Here is an 18,207-nt window from a genome sequence, read left to right as displayed (position 1 = left end):
GTCTCCGACGAGTGGGGGCACCCCCACGCTTTTCGAAGCAGTGGGGGAGAACGGGCAAGCGTGTCGCCCGTGCCTCCCTGGTGAGGGGCGATCACGTTCCTCGCCGGTCCGTATCCGACAGTTCGACATCCGAGGTGACGTAGGCGTGGCTCTTCCGCCCCTTACCCCCGAACAGCGCGCAGCCGCGCTCGAAAAGGCCGCCGCGGCTCGCCGGGAGCGGGCCGAGGTCAAGAATCGACTGAAGCACTCCGGCGCCTCTCTTCACGAGGTCATCAAGCAGGGTCAGGAAAACGACGTCATCGGCAAGATGAAGGTCTCCGCCCTCCTGGAGTCGCTCCCCGGCGTGGGCAAGGTCCGCGCCAAGCAGATCATGGAGCGACTCGGCATCTCCGAGAGCCGCCGGGTTCGCGGCCTCGGTTCCAACCAGATCGCCTCCCTGGAGCGTGAGTTCGGCAGCACCGGCTCCTGATGGCCGGGTCTTGCCGGCAGGGAGTCCCGGGCACTCCGGGATTGCTGGAATAATCGCTGCATGGCTGCAACATTCCGGGGGACGACCCCCGAGCCCCCGGACGTACGTCCGCGGCTGACCGTGCTCTCCGGCCCCTCCGGGGTCGGCAAGAGCACGGTCGTCGCTCATATGCGCAAACAACACCCTGAGGTGTGGCTCTCGGTGTCGGCGACGACCCGCAAGCCCCGCCCCGGCGAACAGCACGGCGTCCACTACTTCTTCGTCACCGACGAGGAGATGGACAAGCTGATCGCCAACGGCGAGCTGCTGGAGTGGGCCGAGTTCGCCGGCAACCGCTACGGCACCCCGCGCGCCGCCGTCCTGGAGCGCCTGGAGTCGGGCGAGCCGGTGCTGCTGGAGATCGACCTCCAGGGCGCCCGGCAGGTCCGCGAGTCCATGCCCGAGGCCCGGCTGGTGTTCCTGGCCCCTCCGTCCTGGGAGGAGCTGGTGCGCCGGCTCACCGGGCGGGGCACCGAACCGCCCGAGGTCATCGAACGCCGGCTGGCCGCGGCGAAGATCGAACTCGCCGCCGAGCCGGAGTTCGACGTGACCCTCGTCAACACCTCCGTCGAGGACGTGGCGCGTGAGCTGCTAGCCTTGATGGATGTTGTGTGATCGCGAGCCCGTTCTCCTCGCGGCCTTCGTGATCACGACCGGTCTTTTCCCATCCATCGGAAGGTAGAGCGTGTCCTCTTCCATCTCCGCGCCCGAGGGCATCATCAACCCGCCGATCGACGAGCTCCTCGAGGCCACCGACTCGAAGTACAGCCTCGTGATCTACGCGGCCAAGCGGGCCCGCCAGATCAACGCGTACTACTCGCAGCTCGGCGAGGGCCTCCTCGAGTACGTCGGTCCGCTCGTGGACACCCACGTCCACGAGAAGCCGCTCTCGATCGCCCTCCGCGAGATCAACGCCGGACTGCTGACGTCCGAGGCCGTCGAAGGCCCCGCCCAGTAGTATTTTCGGCTCGCAGTTGGTTTTTCCACAGGCCCGGCAGCACGACTGCCGGGCCTGTGGTGTGTGATGGACTCGTACGCCGGCAGTCACGGCGGACGCAATCGTCGAGGTCCGGGGAGAGACGGTGGACACACCGAAGGTCGTTCTGGGGGTCAGCGGCGGCATCGCCGCCTACAAGGCCTGTGAGCTGCTGCGCCGGCTGACGGAGTCCGGGCACGACGTGCGCGTCGTCCCCACCGCCTCCGCGCTGCACTTCGTCGGCGCCGCCACCTGGTCCGCCCTCTCCGGCCACCCGGTCTCCACCGAGGTCTGGGACGACGTCCACGAGGTCCCGCACGTGCGCATCGGCCAGCACGCCGACCTCGTCGTCGTCGCCCCGGCCACCGCCGACATGCTCGCCAAGGCCGCCCACGGCCTGGCCGACGACCTCCTCACCAACACCCTCCTCACGGCCCGCTGCCCGGTCGTCTTCGCCCCCGCGATGCACACCGAGATGTGGGAGCACCCCGCCACCCAGGAGAACGTGGCGACGCTGCGCCGCCGGGGCGCCGTCGTGATCGAACCGGCCGTCGGGCGGCTCACCGGCGTCGACACGGGCAAGGGCCGCCTGCCCGACCCCGGCGAGATCTTCGAGGTCTGCCGCCGCGTCCTGGCCAGGGGCGTGCGCGAGCCCGACCTGACCGGCCGGCACGTCGTCGTCAGTGCCGGCGGCACCCGCGAACCCCTGGACCCGGTCCGCTTCCTCGGCAACCGCTCCTCCGGCAAGCAGGGCTACGCCCTGGCCCGCACCGCCGCCGCCCGCGGCGCCCGCGTCACCCTGGTCGCGGCGAACACCGGCCTGCCCGACCCGGCGGGCGTCGACGTCGTCCAGGTCGGCACGGCCGTCCAGCTGCGCGAGGCGGTCCTGAAGGCGGCCGCCGACGCGCACGCCGTCGTCATGGCCGCCGCCGTGGCCGATTTCCGGCCGGAGACCTACGCGGCCGGAAAGATCAAGAAGAAGGACGGCAAGGAACCGGACCCGATCGTTCTCGTGCGGAATCCGGACATCCTCGCGGAGCTGTCCGCCGACCGGGCGCGCGCCGATCAGGTGGTCGTCGGCTTCGCCGCCGAGACCGACGACGTCCTGGCCAACGGCCGGACGAAGCTGCGGCGCAAGGGGTGCGACCTGCTGGTGGTGAACGAGGTGGGGGAGCGCAGAACGTTCGGTTCCGAGGAGAACGAGGCGCTCGTGCTGGGCGCCGACGGCAGCGAGACACCCGTGCCCCACGGGCCCAAGGAGGCCCTGGCCGAAATCGTGTGGGACCTGGTGACGCAGCGGCTGGGCTGACTGTTTGATGCGCTTCGTCGTCGGCCATCGCCCGGCTCGATCGGGACGCGGCGCCCCTGGCCAAGCGTGCTCGGCTTTCGGCACAATGCCCGTGCCGCAGGTCACAGCGCTCCCGAGAGGCGAGACGGGTGGGCCGGTGGCGGGGTATCACCGATAAACTGTTCTCGGACGACGCCGGGCGCAGCTCCCGTCGCGTCCGCCAATGATCAGCCAGCAGCCGCTGCAACCCCAGGGAGCGTTGTGTCCCGTCGCCTGTTCACTTCGGAGTCTGTGACCGAGGGTCACCCCGACAAGATCGCTGACCAGATCAGCGACACCATTCTCGATGCCCTGCTGCGTGAGGACCCGACCTCCCGGGTCGCCGTCGAGACCTTGATCACGACCGGTCTGGTGCACGTCGCCGGCGAGGTCACCACCAAGGCCTACGCGCCCATCCCCCAGCTGGTGCGCGACAAGATCCTCGAAATCGGCTACGACTCCTCCAAGAAGGGCTTCGACGGCGCCTCCTGCGGCGTCTCGGTGTCCATCGGCGCGCAGTCCCCGGACATCGCCCAGGGCGTCGACACCGCGTACGAGAACCGCGTCGAGGGCGACGAGGACGAGCTGGACCGGCAGGGTGCGGGCGACCAGGGCCTGATGTTCGGCTACGCGTCCGACGAGACCCCGACCCTGATGCCGCTGCCGATCTTCCTGGCGCACCGCCTGTCGAAGCGCCTCTCGGACGTCCGCAAGAACGGGACCATCCCCTACCTGCGCCCCGACGGCAAGACCCAGGTCACCATCGAGTACGACGGCGACAAGGCGGTCCGCCTGGACACCGTCGTCGTCTCCTCGCAGCACGCCTCCGACATCGACCTGGAGTCGCTGCTCACCCCCGACATCCGCGAGTTCGTCGTGGAGCCGGAGCTCAAGGCGCTGCTCGACGACGGGATCAAGCTCGACACCGAGAACTACCGTCTGCTGGTCAACCCGACCGGCCGTTTCGAGATCGGCGGCCCGATGGGCGACGCCGGCCTCACCGGCCGCAAGATCATCATCGACACCTACGGCGGCTTCGCCCGCCACGGCGGCGGCGCCTTCTCGGGCAAGGACCCGTCCAAGGTGGACCGCTCGGCGGCCTACGCCATGCGCTGGGTGGCGAAGAACGTCGTCGCGGCGGGTCTCGCGGCCCGCTGCGAGGTCCAGGTCGCCTACGCGATCGGCAAGGCCGAGCCGGTGGGTCTCTTCATCGAGACCTTCGGCACCGCCAAGATCGACGCCGAGAAGATCGAGAAGGCCATCGACGACGTCTTCGACCTCCGCCCGGCGGCGATCATCCGCGACCTCGACCTGCTGCGTCCGATCTACGCCCAGACCGCCGCCTACGGTCACTTCGGCCGTGAGCTGCCCGACTTCACCTGGGAGCGCACGGACCGCGTGGACGCCCTGCGCAAGGCCGCGGGCCTGTAGGACCGCACAGGCCGCGCCGGACCGCACGCCTGCCCGCCCCGGAGCCCTCCGGAGCGGGCCGGGCCGTCCGTCCGGCTCCCGTCGTGCGTGACGTCGGCTCCCGAGACCCGGTGCGGTCTCGGGAGCCGACGTCGTCTGCGGCCTCCGCCGCCGGGTCGCGCCCTTGCGCCCCGGCGCCCTCGGACCGTCGTCCGGCTCCTGCCGACCGGTGACGAGGTGATGCGGGGCACGGTCCTTCGGTGTGAGTGACGGTGTCGGTTTCGGAGTCGGTCGGTTCGGGCGTCGGCGACCGTTGTCAGTGGCGTTTGGTAAGAATGCAGGCGTGAGCAGCGAGAACGGGCAGGGGGGCGGTGGGGCGGCCGGGGAGGGCGCCCCGCCGGAGCAGCTCGCGCTCATCCGCGAGAGCGTGCGCAGGGCCAAGACGCCCCGGGCCAAGCCCCGGACCTGGCGGGGGGCAGCGCTGGCCGAGGAACTGCCGGTCGCGCGGGTGCTCGTCGACAAGGGCGTCCTGCATCTCGACCGCTACTTCGACTACGCCGTCCCGGCCGAGCTGGACGCGGACGCGCAGCCCGGAGTCCGGGTCCGGGTGCGGTTCGGGGCAGGGCGGGGCCGGGTGCGCGACGGTCGGCGTGAGGGAGGCGGGCTGATCGACGGGTTCCTCGTCGAACGGCTCGCGGTCTCGGACTACTCGGGGCCGCTCGCGGCGCTCGCCCAGGTGGTGTCGCCCGAGCCGGTGCTGGGGCCGCGGCTCCTCGGGCTGGCGCGGGCCGTCGCCGACCGCTACGCGGGGAGCCTCGCCGACGTGCTGCAACTGGCCGTGCCGCCGCGCAACGCCAGGGCCGAGCAGCGGCCCTCGCCCGCTCCGCTGCCGCCGCCGGCGGTGCCTCGCACGGGCACCTGGTCCCGGTACGAGCAAGGAGGCGCGTTCCTGGAGTCGCTGGCGTCCGGCGGCGCGCCGCGCGCCGTGTGGAACGCGCTGCCCGGGCCCGAGTGGAGCGAGGAACTGGCGCGGGCCGTCGCCGCCACGCTCGCCTCGGGGCGCGGGGCGCTGGTCGTCGTGCCGGACGGACGGGCCGCCGCGCGGGTCGACGCGGCGCTGACGGCGTTGCTGGGGGAGGGACGGCACGCCCTGCTCACCGCGGACGCGGGCCCCGAGAAGCGCTACCGGGAGTGGCTGGGGGTGCGACGCGGGTCCGTGCGCGCCGTCGTCGGAACGCGCGCCGCGATGTTCGCGCCGGTCCAGGACCTCGGCCTGGTCGCGCTCTGGGACGACGGGGACGACAGCCACAGTGAGCTGCACGCCCCGCAGCCGCACGCGCGCGAGGTGCTGCTGCTGCGGGCCGCGCAGGACAAGTGCGGCTTTCTGCTGGGGGGTTGGAGCTGCACCGTGGAGGGCGCCCAGCTCGTCGAGAGCGGGTGGGCGCGGCCACTGGTCGCCGGACGGGAAGCGGTACGACGGGCGGCCCCGCTGGTGCGGACGGTGGGCGACCACGACCTCGCGCGGGACGAGGCGGCCCGGGCCGCCCGGCTGCCCACCCTCGCCTGGCAGACGGTCCGTGAGGGGCTGCGGCACGGGCCGGTGCTCGTGCAGGTGCCCCGGCGCGGGTACGTGCCGCGGATGGCGTGCGCGCAGTGCCGGGCCGCGGCCCGCTGCCGTCACTGCTCCGGCCCCCTGGAGGCGCGGGACGGGGACGCGGGAGGCGCGCTGTGGTGCGCCTGGTGCGGGCGCGAGGAGAACGCCTGGCACTGTCCGGAGTGCGGCTCGTTCCGGTTGCGGGCCCAGATCGTGGGAGCGCGACGGACCGCCGAGGAGCTGGGCCGGGCGTTCCCCGCCGTGCCCGTGCGCACCTCGGGGCGCGAGCAGGTGCTGGACACGGTGTCGGCGTCGCCCGCGCTCGTCGTGACCACGCCCGGCGCGGAGCCGGTCGCCGAGGGCGGGTACGCGGCGGCCCTGCTGCTGGACGGCTGGGCCATGCTGGGCCGTCCCGACCTGCGGGCCGGGGAGGACGCCCTGCGCCGCTGGATCGCCGCCGCCGCGCTCGTGCGCCCGCAGGAGGCCGGGGGGACCGTGGTCGTCGTCGCCGAGCCGACGCTGCGGCCGGTGCAGGCGCTGGTGCGGTGGGACCCCGTGGGGCACGCGGTGCGCGAACTCGCCGAGCGGGCAGAGCTGGGCTTCCCGCCGGTGTCGCGGATGGCGTCCGTCGCGGGGACCGCGGAGGCGGTGACGGGGTTCCTGGGGGCGGTCGAACTGCCCAGGGAGGCCGAGCTGTTGGGGCCGGTCCCGGTCCCGGCGGCCCCCGCCGGCCGGCCCCGCCGGCCCGGTTCGCCGCCGCCGGGGGAGCAGTGGGAGCGCGCGCTGATCAGGGTGCCGCCGGGCCGGGGCGCCGCGCTGGCCGCCGCGTTGAAGGCGGCTCAGGCGGCGCGGATGGCCCGCGGTGGCGAGGAAGCGGTGCGGGTGCGGATCGACCCGCCGGACATCGGATGAGCCCTTGCGGCCGGTGCCGCCCGGTGGGCTGAGGCCTGTGCCGCTCGGCGCCGCCCGAGGCCCGTGCGGGGTGTGGCACCGGTGGGCCGGTCGGAACCGGCGGGCGCGCAGGCGTCGGCGGGGGCGAGCCGGCCGCGCCGGGAATGCGGCTGCCCTCTCGGATGCGGCCGAGAGGGCAGAGGGGGGTTCGGGGCGAAGGCGTCAGCCGTTGCGGGGGCCGGGGAAGGCGGTCGGCCGCACCTCGTCGCGCAGGGCGGGGCTGCCGGCCGTCGGCTGGGTCGGCATCGATCGCGCGGCGGGGACCGTGGGGACGGTCGGGAACCCCGTGTTGACGCCGAGCGGGCGCCCGACCGCGGGCTCCGCCGGACGTTCGGCCTCGGCCGTCACCGTGGCCGCGCCGGCGCCCGTGGCCGTCGTGGCGGCCGTGCCCGTGGCGGCCGCGCTCTGCGCGGTGGCGCGGCGGGCGCCGTAACGGCGGTGGACCGCCTGCTTGGTGACGCCGAGCGCGGAGCCCACCGCGTCCCAGGAGAAGCCGAGCGAGCGGTCGAAGTCCACGGCCGCCGTGACGAGCGTCTCGACGCTGTCGCGCAGTTCCTGGGCGAGGCGGACGGTGGGGGCGGGGGCGCGTCCGTAGACGACGAAGCCCGTGGAAGGGCCGGAACGGCGCGGGCGGTAGACGTTGCCCAGCTGGGCGGTGAGGGTGCGCAGCGCGTCCACCTGCCGGCGGACCCGCTCGATGTCCCGCACCAGCAAGTGCAGGCTGGCCCGGGCCTGGGCGTCGTGGGTTGCATGGTCGGCCATGAACAAGCCTCTCGAACCGGCGTCGAAGAAAGTGGGTCAACTCTTTCTTGACAACGCGGGGGCGCTCCGCTGGTCACGGTGTGGGGGCGTATGGGCATATGCGTACGCCCCTGGGGGCCCGGTGCGCGCGGCTCGGCCCCGGCGGGGCGCGCGGCCGTCGGCCGACCCCGCCGGGCGGTGACGAGCCGTCTGCGGCGGTCGCGGCGGTCGTCATAAACTTGTGTGCTGCCCGCCGTCCGTCCCTTCGAGAGGCACCGCCCACTCATGAAGCTCGTCTTCGCCGGCACCCCCGAGGTCGCCGTTCCCGCCCTGGACGCTCTGATCGCCTCCGGGCGCCACGAGGTGGCCGCCGTCGTGACCCGGCCGGACGCGCCGGCCGGCCGCGGGCGCAGGCTGGTCGCCTCCCCGGTCGCCCAGCGGGCCGAGGAGGCCGGCATCGAGGTCCTCAGGCCCGCGAAGCCCCGGGACCCGGAGTTCCTGGAGCGGCTGAGGGAGATCGCGCCGGACTGCTGCCCCGTCGTGGCCTACGGGGCGCTGCTGCCGAAGGCGGCGCTGGACATCCCGGCGCACGGCTGGGTCAACCTGCACTTCTCGCTGCTGCCCGCCTGGCGCGGAGCCGCTCCGGTGCAGCACGCCATCATGGCGGGCGACGAGATCACCGGCGCCTCCACCTTCCTCATCGAGGAGGGCCTCGACTCGGGGCCGGTGTACGGGACGGTCACCGAGGAGATCCGGCCCACCGACACCAGCGGCGACCTGCTCACCCGGCTGGCGTTCGCCGGCAGCGGCCTGCTCGCCGCGACGATGGACGGCATCGAGGACGGCGCCCTGAAGGCCGTGCCGCAGCCGGGCGACGGCATCACCCTCGCACCGAAGATCACCGTGGAGGACGCGCAGGTCGACTGGGCCACGCCGGCCCTGCGCGTGGACCGCGTCGTGCGCGGCTGCACCCCGGCCCCGGGGGCGTGGACCACGTTCCGCGGCGAACGGCTCAAGCTGATCCAGGTCCACCCCGTCCCCGAGCGGACCGACCTCGCGCCGGGCGCGCTCGCCGTCGGCAAGAACAGCGTGCACGTCGGCACGGGCTCCTGCGCGGTCGAGCTGGTGTGGGTGCAGGCCCAGGGCAAGAAGCCGATGCGGGCCGCCGACTGGGCGCGCGGCGTGCGGATCGCGGACGGCGAGACCGTCGGGGCGTAACGCTCCTGCACGGACCGGTGCCGTGAGCGGCCCGGCCCTTCCCGCCGTGTGCGGCTCACCGGAGCGTGCCCGTTCGTCCGGCGGAACCGGGCGTCCGTGCGGCCCGGCCCGGCGAGGAGCACCGGCGTTCCCCTGCCGGGCGGGCCCCGTTCGTCCCTGTGCCCCCGCCGTCACTCCCGCCCGCCCTTGCCCCGCCCCTCGACACCGTCCCGCGTGTGCGTCGACGTACGCTGGACGCGTCTTCCCTCCTGCAATCCGGAGCACCTTTTCGTGAGCGATCAGCCACAGCGTCCCCGCAAGTCGGGCAAGCCCTACCGCCGGCCCCAGAAGGACCCGGTCCGTCTCCTCGCCTTCGAGGCGCTGCGGGCCGTGGACGAGCGGGACGCGTACGCCAACCTCGTGCTGCCGCCGCTGCTGCGCAAGGCGCGGGAGAAGGAGGGGCCCGACAAGTTCGACGGGCGGGACGCGGCCCTCGCCACCGAGCTGGTCTACGGCACGCTGCGCCGGCAGGGGACGTACGACGCCGTCATCTCCGCGTGCGTCGACCGGCCCCTGCGCGAGGTCGACCCGCCGGTCCTCGACGTCCTGAGCCTCGGCGCGCACCAGCTGCTGGGGACGCGGATCCCGACGCACGCCGCCGTGTCCGCGTCCGTGGACCTCGCCCGGGTGGTGCTCGGCGACGGGCGCGCCAAGTTCGTCAACGCCGTGCTGCGCAAGATCGCCCAGCACGATCTCGACGAGTGGATCGAGAAGGTCGCCCCGCCCTACGACGACGACCCCGAGGACCACCTCGCCGTCGTGCACTCCCACCCGCGCTGGATCGTCTCCGCGCTGTGGGACTCGCTCGGCGGCGGCCGGGCCGGCATCGAGGACCTGCTGGAGGCCGACAACGAGCGGCCCGAGGTGACGCTGGTCGCCCGGCCGGGACGCGCCACGACCGAGGAACTCCTGCGGGAGGACGCCGCCGTCGCCGGGCGCTGGTCGCCGTACGCCGTCCGGCTGACCGAGGGCGGCGAGCCGGGCGCCGTCGACGCCGTCCGGGAGGGACGGGCGGGCGTCCAGGACGAGGGCAGTCAGCTCGTGGCGCTCGCGCTGGCCGCCGCGCCGCTCGACGGGCCGGACACGAAGTGGCTGGACGGGTGCGCCGGCCCCGGCGGCAAGGCCGCGCTGCTCGCCGCGCTCGCCGCCGAGCGCGGAGCGGTCCTGCTGGCCTCGGAGAAGCAGCCGCACCGGGCGGGCCTCGTCGCCCGGGCGCTGGCCGGCAACCCCGGCCCCTACCAGGTCATCGCCGCCGACGGGACGCGGCCGCCGTGGCGGCCGGGCTCCTTCGACCGGGTGCTGATGGACGTGCCGTGCACCGGCCTCGGTGCGCTGCGCCGGCGGCCGGAGGCGCGCTGGCGGCGCCGGCCGGAGGACCTCGACGGGTTCGGGCCGTTGCAGCGCGGACTGCTGCGCACGGCCCTGGATTCGGTCCGGGTCGGGGGCGTCGTCGGGTACGCGACCTGTTCGCCGCACCTCGCCGAGACGCGGGCCGTCGTCTCCGACGTCCTCAAGCAGTGCCCGGAGGCCGAGCTGATCGACGCGCGGCCGCTGCTGCCCGGCGTGCCGGCCCTGGGGGACGGCCCCGACGTGCAGCTGTGGCCGCATGTGCACGGCACCGACGCCATGTACCTGGCGCTGATCAGGAAGACCGGCTGACACCTCCCGACCGCGAAGCGAAGCAGGGCCGGGCCGCACGCTGTGGGCGTGCGGCCCGGCCCTGCTTCACGGTCCTCGCCGGGCTTCGGCCCCGCAGGGGCCGGCCCGTGCCGAGGGCGTTCAGTCCGTGCCGAACTCCATGGCGGCGCGGTCCAGCAGCGCGTCGTCCTCGGAGACCTCGCCGCGCGAGGCGATGGCCTCGGCGCCGCCCTCGGGCATCTCCGGCATGGTGCCGATCAGACCGGTCGCGGCCGCCTGGGCCGCGCCGATGGCCGGGCTGCCGGTGCCGATCAGCCCGAGCCCCGCGTACTGCTCCAGCTTGGCGCGCGAGTCGGCGATGTCGAGGTTGCGCATGGTGAGCTGGCCGATCCGGTCCACCGGACCGAACGCGGAGTCCTCGGTGCGCTCCATGGACAGCTTGTCCGGGTGGTAGCTGAACGCGGGGCCCGCGGTGTCGAGGATCGAGTAGTCCTCGCCGCGCCGCAGCCGCAGGGTGACCTCGCCCGTCACGGCCGCGCCGACCCAGCGCTGGAGCGACTCGCGGATCATCAGCGCCTGCGGGTCCAGCCAGCGTCCCTCGTACATGAGGCGGCCGAGGCGCCGGCCCTCGTTGTGGTACTGGGCGACGGTGTCCTCGTTGTGGATCGCGTTGACCAGCCGCTCGTAGGCGGCGTGCAGCAGGGCCATGCCGGGCGCCTCGTAGATGCCGCGGCTCTTGGCCTCGATGATGCGGTTCTCGATCTGGTCGGACATGCCCAGGCCGTGCCGGCCGCCGATGGCGTTGGCCTCCATGACCAGGTCGACGGGGGAGGCGAACTCCTTGCCGTTGACGGTGACCGGGCGGCCCTGGTCGAAGCCGATCGTCACGTCCTCGGCGGCGATCTCGACCTGCGGGTCCCAGAACCGGACGCCCATGATGGGCTCGACGGTCTCGACGCCGGTGTCCAGGTGCTCCAGGGTCTTGGCCTCGTGGGTGGCGCCCCAGATGTTGGCGTCGGTGGAGTAGGCCTTCTCGGTGCTGTCCCGGTAGGGCAGGTCGTGGGCGACCAGCCACTCCGACATCTCCTTGCGCCCGCCCAGCTCGGTCACGAAGTCCGCGTCCAGCCAGGGCTTGTAGATGCGCAGGTGCGGGTTGGCGAGCAGACCGTAGCGGTAGAACCGCTCGATGTCGTTGCCCTTGAAGGTCGAGCCGTCGCCCCAGATCTGGACGTCGTCCTCGAGCATCGCCCGGACCAGCAGCGTGCCGGTGACGGCACGGCCCAGCGGCGTGGTGTTGAAGTACGCGCGCCCGCCCGAGCGGATGTGGAACGCCCCGCAGGTGAGCGCGGCCAGGCCCTCCTCGACCAGCGCGGCGCGGCAGTCGACCAGGCGCGCGATCTCGGCGCCGTACGTCTTGGCGCGGCCGGGCACCGAGGCGATGTCGGGCTCGTCGTACTGGCCGATGTCGGCGGTGTAGGTGCACGGGACGGCGCCCTTGTCACGCATCCACGCGACCGCGACCGAGGTGTCGAGCCCGCCGGAGAAGGCGATGCCGACGCGCTCGCCGGCGGGAAGGGAGGTGAGGACCTTGGACATAGGAAGATTATGCATGAACTCGCATGGTCATGCAAAGGGCTCTTTCTGCTCTTCCGGTTCCGGCGGCCGCCGCGCCTCGGCGGCGCCGTCCTCGCGGGACAGCCGGTGCGGCCACCACACCCGTGGGCCGACGTCCAGGAACAGCGAGGTGACCAGGATCGAGCGCACGATGAAGGTGTCCAGGAGGACGCCGAGGGCCACCGCGAATCCGATCTCCGCGAAGGCGACCATGGGCAGCGTGCCGAGCGCCGCGAAGGTCCCGGCCAGGACCAGGCCCGCCGAGGTGATCACCGCGCCGGTCGCCGCCAGGCCCGTCACCACGCCCTCGCGGGTGCCCTGGTGGACGGCCTCCTCGCGGATCCGGGTGGTCAGGAAGATGTTGTAGTCGATGCCCAGGGCCACCAGGAAGACGAAGACGAACAGCGGGAAGTCGGTGGACTCGCCCGCGTAGTCGAAGACATGGCGGAACGCCAGCGCGCTGAGGCCCAGGGCCGCCGCGAACGACAGGATGACCGTGCCGACCAGCAGCAGCGGCGCGACCAGGGCGCGCAGCAGGCCGCACAGGATCAGCAGGACCACGGCCAGGACCAGCGGGATGATCACGAGGTTGTCGTGCGTGGTCGCCGCGTCCATGTCCAGCAGGGCCGCCGTGCCGCCGCCGACGAGGGCGTCGGCGCCGGGCACCGCGTGCACCGCGTCCCGCACCCGTTCCACGGTCCGCTTCGCGGCCTCGCTGTCCGACGGCGCGGTCGTCGTCGCCTCGAACAGCACCTTGCCGTCATGGACCGGCCGGGTTCCCGGCGGCACTGCGAGGGACGTCGGCACGACCCCGTCGGTGGCGGCCACCGCCCGGCTCACCTGCCGGGCCCGCGCCTGGTCCGCCACGATGACGAGGGGGTCGCCGCTGCCCGCCGGGAAGTACCGCTCCGACACCTCCTGGCCGGTGATCGAGTCGGGCTTGCCGGTGAAGGCGTCCGCGTTGGAGATCCCCTCGGCGCGCAGCTGGATCAGCCCCAGGGAGCAGACCGCGAGCACGAGCGTCGTCACGGCCCAGATCATGCGCGGGCGGCGGGCGATGCCCCGGCCGGTGCGGGCCCAGGCGCCGCGCCCGGTGGGGTCGGCCGAGCCGGAGTGCGGGATCACCGGCCAGAAGATCCAGCGGCCCAGGATCACCAGCAGCGCGGGGAACAGGGTCGTCATCGCGAGCAGCGCGACCGCCACGCCGATGGCCGCCACCGGGCCCAGCCCCGCGGTGGAGTTCATCTCGGCGACGGTCAGCACGAGCATGCTCAGCACGACCGTGGCGCCCGAGGCCAGCACCGCCGGGCCCGCCCGGTGCAGGGCGCGGGCCATCGCCTCGTGCCGGTCCTCGTGACGGCGCAGCTCCTCCCGGTAGCGGGCGACCAGCAGCAGGGCGTAATCGGTCCCCGCGCCGAACACCAGCACCGTCAGGATGCCGGCGCTCTGGCCGTTCACCGTCAGACCGGCGTGCTGCGCCAGGAAGTAGATCAGCGCCTGTGCGGTGAAGAGCGCGGCGACCACGCCGAGCACCGGGACGAGCAGCAGCGTGGGGCTGCGGTAGGTGATCAGCAACATGACCACGACCACGCCCATCGCGGACAGCAGCAGGGTCGAGTCGATGCCCTCGAAGGCCTCGGAGAAGTCGGCCGAGGTGCCGCCCGGCCCGGTGATGTGCACGGCCGGCCCGGCGCCGCCGTCGTCGACGACGTCCCGGATCGAGTCGACGGCCGGCACGATGCGCTGCCAGCCCTTCTCGTCCATGGTGATCGGCACGTAGATCTGGGCGGCACGCGGGTCGGCCGGGCGGTCGTAGACGGGGCCGCGGGTCTCGGCGCCCCGGATGCCGTGGTCGGTGAGCCGCCGCAGAGCGGCGGCGTCCTCGGCGATCCGGGCCCGGTCCCGCGCCGTCAGGCCGTCGTCGCGGGCGTAGACGACGACCGCCGGGATCTGTTCCGGCCTGAAGTCCTGCGAGATCTCCAGGACCTGGGTGGACTCGGCCGACCCCGGCAGCCAGGAGGCCGCGTCGTTGTCCTGGGCGTCGGAGAGCTTCGAGGCGAAGGGCGCCGTCAGGAACAGCACCACCACCCACAGCGCGAGCACCAGCCACTTGGCCCGCCGCCCGCAGACCAGATGTGCGACCCCGCGCCGCTGGTTCATCGCCGCCCCCCGAGTCCGTTCCCCGCCGCCGGCCGCGACCGCGTCCCGCGCGAGGCGCGCGGCGCCGCAGGACCGGCCGCGCCCGGTCCGCCGACGACGAACCACGTTCGCCCCGCCGGACCGGTGCCCGCAACCCCCGCGGGGCATGGCAGGCTTGGGTCATGGCCGTGCAGATCAACCCCAGCATCCTGTCCGCCGACTTCGCCCGCCTCGCGGACGAGGCGAAGGCGGTCGAGGGAGCCGACTGGCTCCACGTCGACGTCATGGACAACCATTTCGTCCCGAACCTCACGCTCGGTGTGCCGGTCGTAGAGTCACTGGCCCGTGCGACGGACACTCCGCTGGACTGCCATCTGATGATCGAGGCCCCCGATCGCTGGGCCCCGCAGTACGTCGAGGCGGGCGCCTCGTCCGTCACCTTCCACGTCGAGGCCGCCGCCGCGCCCGTGCGGCTCGCCCGCGAGATCCGGGCGAAGGGCGCGCGCGCCTCCATGGCGCTCAGGCCCGCCACGCCGATCGAGCCGTACGAGGACCTGCTGCCCGAACTGGACATGCTGCTGATCATGACGGTCGAACCCGGCTTCGGCGGTCAGGCCTTCCTCGACATCATGCTCCCCAAGATCCGCCGCACCCGCGAGTTGATCAGCAAGCACGGTCTCGACCTGTGGCTGCAGATCGACGGCGGGGTCTCGGCGGCCACGATCGAGCGGTGCGCCGAGGCGGGCGCGGACGTCTTCGTCGCGGGCTCGGCCGTGTACGGTGCCGACGACCCGGCCGAGGCGGTCCGTGGCCTGCGCGCTCAGGCGGAGGCGGCGACCGCCGGCGCCACCTGGGGTTGTGCCCACTGAACCGACCAGTTGCCGACAGGAATGTGAACGGCTCCCACCAGAGCTGATCAACTGCGCCGGATCTGCGAGGATGAACGGCGTATCCAGAGTGTGAACAGCAGTGAGGAGAACGCCGTGTCGGGTATGTCGGCGGGCCGGTCAGCCATGCGGATGGGACCCGCTGAGCTGGTGCAGGCGGCGGCCATGGCCCGCCGCTTCTACCTCGAGGGCAAATCCAAGATCCAGATCGCGGAGGAGTTCGGCGTCAGCCGCTTCAAGGTGGCCCGGGTCCTGGAGACCGCCCTCGAACGGGATCTCGTACGGATCGAGATCCGCGTGCCGGCCGAACTGGACGCCGAGCGCTCCGACGCGCTCCGCGCCAGGTACGGCCTCAGGCACGCCGTCGTGGTCGAGTCCCCGGCCGAGGCCGAGGAGACCACGGACCCCGAGAACCTGGGGGAAGTGGCCGCCGACCTGCTCGGCGAACTGGTCGACGAGGGGGACGTGCTGGGACTGGCCTGGGGCCGGTCCACGATCCACATGGCGGCGGCGCTGGACCGGCTTCCGCCCTGCACGGTCGTGCAGCTGACGGGCGTCTACGACGCCGGGACCGCCGAGCGCGGCTCCGTCGAGGCGGTGCGCCGTGCCGCCCAGGTGTCCGGCGGCGACGCGCACCCCATCTACGCGCCGATGCTGCTGCCGGACGCGGCCACCGCGATAGCGCTGCGCCACCAGACCGGGATCGCCCGGGCCTTCGACTACTTCGACAAGGTCACGGTCGCCTGCGTCTCCATCGGCTCCTGGGAGCCGGGCATCTCGACGGTCTACGACATGCTCAGCGACGAGGAACGGGGGCACTACGCCTCCCTCGGCGTCGCCGCGGAGATGTCCGCCCACCTCTTCGACGCCGACGGCCGCAGGGTCGGCCGTGACCTGGGCGAGCGGTGCATCACGGTCAAGGCCGACCAGCTGCGCCGGATCCCCGAGGTCGTCGCGATCGCCGGCGGCCAGCGCAAGGCGGCCGCGATCGACGCGGTGCTGCGGTCCGGGCTCGTCACCAGCCTGGTGACGGACACGTCCGCGGCCGACTTCCTGATGACGGCCGGACCGACGCCCAAGCCCGCCCTCAACCGGTCGGACCCCGACGGCATCTGACCGGCAGCGGACGGGATCCGGCAGATCGCGGCGGATCCCGTCGGATTCCGGTGGGCGCCGGGAATGATCAGAGAGAAGAGAAGAGGGGGGCGGGTCTTCGGACCGCCCCCCTCCGCCGTGACCACGACTCGCTAGGGACGGTGCCCGGATGACGGAGCACATGCTCGAACTGGACCTCGACGGCGTCCTGGACAAGGCGGCCCTCATGGACCGCTGCGCCCGCCATCTCGAACTGCCCGACGGGTTCGGCCGCAACTGGGACGCCCTCGCCGACAGCCTCACCGGCCTGCCCGACGGGCCCGGGTCCGGGCCGGTGCTCGTCGTCGTGCGCAACTGGCGGCAGTACGCCAGGTCCCGGCCCGAGGAGTGGGAGATCGCCCAGGAGGTGTTCGCCTCCGCCGTGGACCGCACGCCCGCCCTGTCGGTCGTCCTCGCCCTCGGAGGATCCTCCTAACGCCCCCGTGAGCTGCTTGGACGTTCCGTCCGGGCATCGCATCCCGGCCTTCATGGGAGAATGAAGTACGTGCTTCTCCCCCTGGCTGACCTGTCCGGGGGTCACCTCTGATCGACTGGGATGTGCAGCACGTGCGTTTCCTCAACGACATCCAGCCCGCCTACGACCTCACCTACGACGACGTCTTCATGGTGCCGAGCCGCAGCGCGGTCGGGTCGCGTCAGGCCGTGGACCTCGGCGCCCCGGACGGCACGGGCACCACGATCCCGCTGGTCGTCGCCAACATGACCGCCGTCGCCGGTCGCCGCATGGCCGAGACCGTGGCCCGCCGCGGCGGACTCGTGGTGATCCCGCAGGACATTCCGATCGACGTCGTCACCGACGTCGTCACCTGGGTCAAGAGCCGCCATCTGGTGCTGGACACCCCGATCGTGCTCGCCCCGCACCAGACCGTCGCCGACGCCCTGGCCCTGCTGCCCAAGCGCGCGCACAACGCCGGCGTCGTCGTCGACGACGACTTCCGTCCGGTCGGCGTCGTCACCGACGCGGACCTCAGCGGCGTCGACCGCTTCACGCAGCTGGAGGTCGTCATGTCGCGCGACCTGCTGCTCCTCGACGCCGCGATCGACCCGCGCGAGGCCTTCAACACCCTCGACGCGGCCAACCGGCGCTACGCCCCCGCCGTCGACGCCGAAGGGCGGCTCGCCGGCATCCTCACCCGCAAGGGCGCCCTGCGCGCCACGCTCTACACCCCGGCCGTCGACGCACAGGGCAAGCTGCGCATCGCCGCGGCCGTCGGCATCAACGGCGACGTCGCGGGCAAGGCCAAGCAGCTCCTCGACGCCGGTGTGGACACCCTCGTCATCGACACCGCGCACGGCCACCAGGAGTCGATGATCAGCGCGATCCGCACCGTGCGCGCCCTCGGCCCCCGGGTGCCCATCGTGGCCGGCAACATCGTCTCCGCCGAGGGCGTCAGGGACCTGATCGAGGCCGGCGCCGACATCATCAAGGTCGGCGTGGGCCCCGGCGCGATGTGCACCACCCGCATGATGACCGGCGTGGGACGGCCGCAGTTCTCGGCCGTCCTGGAGTGCGCGGCCGAGGCCAGGAAGCACGGCAAGCACGTGTGGGCCGACGGCGGTGTCCGCCACCCCCGCGACGTCGCCATGGCGCTCGCCGCGGGCGCGTCCAACGTGATGGTCGGTTCCTGGTTCTCCGGCACCTTCGAGTCCCCGGGCGACCTCCAGCACGACGCGAACGGCCGCCCCTACAAGGAGTCGTTCGGCATGGCGTCCGCGCGGGCCGTGCGCAACCGCACCTCCGAGGAGTCCTCCTACGACCGGGCCCGCAAGGCCCTGTTCGAGGAGGGCATCTCCACCTCCCGCATGTTCCTCGACCCGGCCCGCCCCGGCGTCGAGGACCTGGTCGACTCGATCATCGCGGGCGTGCGGTCGTCCTGCACCTACGCGGGCGCGGCGTCCCTGGAGGAGTTCGCCGAGAAGGCCGTCGTGGGCGTCCAGAGCGCGGCCGGCTACGCGGAGGGCAAGCCGCTGCACGCCAGCTGGAGCTAGAACCTCCCGTTCGCGGCACCC

General features: G+C 73.2%; 15 protein-coding genes. 12 read left to right on the top strand and 3 right to left on the bottom strand.

Annotation, left to right across the window (positions count from 1 at the left end):
- The first annotated feature begins 145 nt into the window (after window positions 1-145).
- From ACGFSH_RS21795 to ACGFSH_RS21770, 6 genes are all read left to right on the top strand, one after another.
- Window positions 146-469, top strand: coding sequence for an integration host factor (locus tag ACGFSH_RS21795; protein WP_003977346.1), 324 nt, complete (start codon window positions 146-148; stop codon window positions 467-469).
- A gap of 60 nt (window positions 470-529) precedes the next feature.
- Complete coding sequence (gene gmk, locus ACGFSH_RS21790) at window positions 530-1,123, top strand: guanylate kinase (protein ID WP_329407881.1); 594 nt, start codon at window positions 530-532, stop codon at window positions 1,121-1,123.
- A gap of 70 nt (window positions 1,124-1,193) precedes the next feature.
- Entirely contained in the window at window positions 1,194-1,466 is a 273-nt protein-coding gene (rpoZ, locus tag ACGFSH_RS21785; RefSeq protein ID WP_003988945.1) for a DNA-directed RNA polymerase subunit omega, read from the top strand.
- 124 nt (window positions 1,467-1,590) lie between these two features.
- Entirely contained in the window at window positions 1,591-2,793 is a 1,203-nt protein-coding gene (coaBC, locus tag ACGFSH_RS21780; RefSeq protein ID WP_393351028.1) for a bifunctional phosphopantothenoylcysteine decarboxylase/phosphopantothenate--cysteine ligase CoaBC, read from the top strand.
- Between the two features lie 240 nt (window positions 2,794-3,033).
- The gene (gene metK / locus ACGFSH_RS21775; RefSeq protein WP_329407877.1) at window positions 3,034-4,242 is read left to right on the top strand and encodes a methionine adenosyltransferase; all 1,209 of its coding nucleotides are present in this window, start codon (window positions 3,034-3,036) and stop codon (window positions 4,240-4,242) included.
- Between the two features lie 322 nt (window positions 4,243-4,564).
- Entirely contained in the window at window positions 4,565-6,727 is a 2,163-nt protein-coding gene (locus tag ACGFSH_RS21770) for a primosomal protein N' (RefSeq protein WP_393351026.1), read from the top strand.
- Between the two features lie 201 nt (window positions 6,728-6,928).
- Here the strand turns inward: ACGFSH_RS21770 and ACGFSH_RS21765 are convergent, their stop codons facing one another.
- Entirely contained in the window at window positions 6,929-7,528 is a 600-nt protein-coding gene (locus ACGFSH_RS21765; protein ID WP_393351023.1) for a hypothetical protein, read from the bottom strand.
- Between the two features lie 264 nt (window positions 7,529-7,792).
- On the opposite strand from ACGFSH_RS21765, the gene fmt reads away from it, so the two are divergent.
- Both fmt and ACGFSH_RS21755 read left to right on the top strand, forming a co-directional pair.
- The gene (gene fmt, locus ACGFSH_RS21760) at window positions 7,793-8,725 is read left to right on the top strand and encodes a methionyl-tRNA formyltransferase (protein WP_393351022.1); all 933 of its coding nucleotides are present in this window, start codon (window positions 7,793-7,795) and stop codon (window positions 8,723-8,725) included.
- 270 nt (window positions 8,726-8,995) lie between these two features.
- Window positions 8,996-10,423 carry an RsmB/NOP family class I SAM-dependent RNA methyltransferase gene (locus ACGFSH_RS21755; RefSeq protein WP_393351020.1) on the top strand — a complete coding sequence of 476 codons (1,428 nt, stop codon included), beginning with the start codon at window positions 8,996-8,998 and terminating at the stop codon, window positions 10,421-10,423.
- Window positions 10,424-10,543: 120 nt separating this feature from the next.
- Here ACGFSH_RS21755 and argG read toward each other — a convergent pair whose 3' ends face one another.
- Window positions 10,544-11,998 carry an argininosuccinate synthase gene (gene argG / locus ACGFSH_RS21750; protein ID WP_393351018.1) on the bottom strand — a complete coding sequence of 485 codons (1,455 nt, stop codon included), beginning with the start codon at window positions 11,996-11,998 and terminating at the stop codon, window positions 10,544-10,546.
- Window positions 11,999-12,025: 27 nt separating this feature from the next.
- On the bottom strand, window positions 12,026-14,176 hold the full coding sequence (locus tag ACGFSH_RS21745) for an MMPL family transporter (RefSeq protein WP_393351016.1): 2,151 nt from the start codon (window positions 14,174-14,176) through the stop codon (window positions 12,026-12,028).
- A gap of 161 nt (window positions 14,177-14,337) precedes the next feature.
- On the opposite strand from ACGFSH_RS21745, the gene rpe reads away from it, so the two are divergent.
- The 4 genes from rpe (at window position 14,338) to ACGFSH_RS21725 (ending at window position 18,186) form a co-directional block, all read left to right on the top strand.
- Window positions 14,338-15,024 carry a ribulose-phosphate 3-epimerase gene (gene rpe / locus ACGFSH_RS21740; RefSeq protein ID WP_393351014.1) on the top strand — a complete coding sequence of 229 codons (687 nt, stop codon included), beginning with the start codon at window positions 14,338-14,340 and terminating at the stop codon, window positions 15,022-15,024.
- Window positions 15,025-15,114: 90 nt separating this feature from the next.
- Window positions 15,115-16,158, top strand: coding sequence for a sugar-binding transcriptional regulator (locus ACGFSH_RS21735; protein ID WP_393351012.1), 1,044 nt, complete (start codon window positions 15,115-15,117; stop codon window positions 16,156-16,158).
- A gap of 148 nt (window positions 16,159-16,306) precedes the next feature.
- On the top strand, window positions 16,307-16,612 hold the full coding sequence (locus ACGFSH_RS21730) for a barstar family protein (protein WP_393351010.1): 306 nt from the start codon (window positions 16,307-16,309) through the stop codon (window positions 16,610-16,612).
- A 131-nt stretch (window positions 16,613-16,743) separates the two neighbouring features.
- Window positions 16,744-18,186, top strand: coding sequence for a GuaB1 family IMP dehydrogenase-related protein (locus ACGFSH_RS21725; RefSeq protein WP_393351629.1), 1,443 nt, complete (start codon window positions 16,744-16,746; stop codon window positions 18,184-18,186).
- Window positions 18,187-18,207: the final 21 nt, after the last annotated feature.

It is taken from the genome of Streptomyces sp. NPDC048481, assembly GCF_043200075.1.
Classification (GTDB): domain Bacteria; phylum Actinomycetota; class Actinomycetes; order Streptomycetales; family Streptomycetaceae; genus Streptomyces.
This window is presented reverse-complemented; position numbering and strand designations above follow the sequence as displayed.

Bases quoted from the DNA above. Each gene is read 5' to 3' on its own strand.
- ACGFSH_RS21745 (WP_393351016.1), bottom strand. From the start codon at position 14,176: ATGAACCAGCGGCGCGGGGTCGCACATCTGGTCTGCGGGCGGCGGGCC.
- argG (WP_393351018.1), bottom strand. From the start codon at position 11,998: ATGTCCAAGGTCCTCACCTCCCTTCCCGCCGGCGAGCGCGTCGGCATC.
- ACGFSH_RS21765 (WP_393351023.1), bottom strand. From the start codon at position 7,528: ATGGCCGACCATGCAACCCACGACGCCCAGGCCCGGGCCAGCCTGCAC.
- gmk (WP_329407881.1), top strand. From the start codon at position 530: ATGGCTGCAACATTCCGGGGGACGACCCCCGAGCCCCCGGACGTACGT.
- ACGFSH_RS21730 (WP_393351010.1), top strand. From the start codon at position 16,307: ATGACGGAGCACATGCTCGAACTGGACCTCGACGGCGTCCTGGACAAG.
- rpe (WP_393351014.1), top strand. From the start codon at position 14,338: ATGGCCGTGCAGATCAACCCCAGCATCCTGTCCGCCGACTTCGCCCGC.
- fmt (WP_393351022.1), top strand. From the start codon at position 7,793: ATGAAGCTCGTCTTCGCCGGCACCCCCGAGGTCGCCGTTCCCGCCCTG.